The 1,435-nt window shown below is 55.2% G+C and carries 2 protein-coding genes; both read right to left on the minus strand.

The features are described from left to right. Nucleotides 1-172: 172 nt before the first annotated feature. The gene (locus tag CQ14_RS32095; protein WP_057861810.1) at nucleotides 173-742 is read right to left on the minus strand and encodes a hypothetical protein; all 570 of its coding nucleotides are present in this window, start codon (nucleotides 740-742) and stop codon (nucleotides 173-175) included. A gap of 173 nt (nucleotides 743-915) precedes the next feature. After that, entirely contained in the window at nucleotides 916-1,155 is a 240-nt protein-coding gene (locus CQ14_RS44055) for a hypothetical protein (protein WP_156435666.1), read from the minus strand. Between the last annotated feature and the right edge of the window lie 280 nt (nucleotides 1,156-1,435).

Genomic DNA, 1,435 nt, shown 5'->3' on the forward strand with positions numbered 1-1,435 from the left:
ATATTTTTCAGTTCGATCTCTAAGTTGAATCCGCTTGCGCGCTGAGCGACTAAAACGGTCTTGGACGAAAAACTTCTTCTATCGCGATTGAGCGTCTTCGCGTTTTCACACAGCCAAGACCCNATAGCTGACTCTGTTCCTTGTGAGCGGTAGATGGAATGAACGCGGCGTCTCAGCGTGCTACAGGCGTCTCGCGGACAACCCTGCCATTGCGGTCGGCATAAACCAGTCTGTCGTCAACGAGGTGAATGGTGGATATCGGGGCAAAGGCCGACCCAGGGTCGCACTGTGCCACAAAATCATCAGCCAGACGGAACGTCCCCCCTGCCAGCTTTTCGAGAACGAAATAGCGTTCCTTCGCGACTTGCGGGATTTCCATGAATCGGACGGCAAACTCTCGTCCGGCGGCGACAACGTTTTCACCGCTTGCCATGCCGTAGCCCGGAAACTTGATCTTGCTGAGCTGATGCGCGACGTCGTGCCAGTCCGCGAAATCCGGGCCAACCTGCGCATCTGTCATCAGCTTCTCAACGCGCGGAATCTCCGATGCTGCAAGGTTGGCCGGATCGTTTTTGTAGTCGTCGTAATCGACGTACTTCTTTGACAGTCGGATCTTCTCGCCGCGGTAATCCATCTCATCGCTGCCTATCGCCTCAACATAGGCCCTGCGTCCGAGCGCCACGGCGCCCACCGACACCAGGAAAACACTTAGAACGACGATTAACTTTCTGAACAGAATCAAAGTGCAATTCTCCGAGCTGCCTTAAAGCGAGGACTATATACAACAACAAGCCTGCCATGGCGCGGCGTCAATTCTTGTGCCGCCTCTATGATGACGCAAAAGCTAAGGGCGGCCTTCCTGTCATGTCGGGGCTAATCTACAACGTTGCCTCTTGGCCCGTAGCCGAACAACGCTCAAGCATTCGCCACGTCGGTTGTCAGCAGTAGGCCGGACATCGGCCCGCGCAAGTCCACACCGCCGCTTTTGCCCCACAGGCGACATGCATCTGTGCGATGCGCAGGCACTTCACTCTCAACTCTGATCTCTAAATTTGCAGCGAGCAGCACTGCCAAGATCAGGCAGCAGAGTGCCTTCGCTTGATTAAAACGACGAAGAACGAAGAAGAGGTTCAGGTTCTGAGGAATATTGCTCAAACCTGGTCAAGACTTGCGGGTCAGGTCGACCGATACAACGTGGTCCTGCGCGAACAAAGCCGCTTAGCCCGAAAATGAGGCCGCCTCAGTTGGTGGCCTCCTTCAGTTGGCGAATGTCGCCTGTTGGCCCTTCGGCGACCTCTGGCGATGTCCGCTTTTGTGATGCTGTTGAGCGGTGAGCCGATATCAGGCGCGACGAAGACGACGCCCCTGATTTATGAGTACACGTCCTTCTGTAATGGGCCCGATGATGTCAAGTCTCCCGAGTGAACGTCACGTC

This window comes from Bradyrhizobium lablabi (genome assembly GCF_001440475.1).
GTDB classification, from domain to species: domain Bacteria; phylum Pseudomonadota; class Alphaproteobacteria; order Rhizobiales; family Xanthobacteraceae; genus Bradyrhizobium; species Bradyrhizobium lablabi.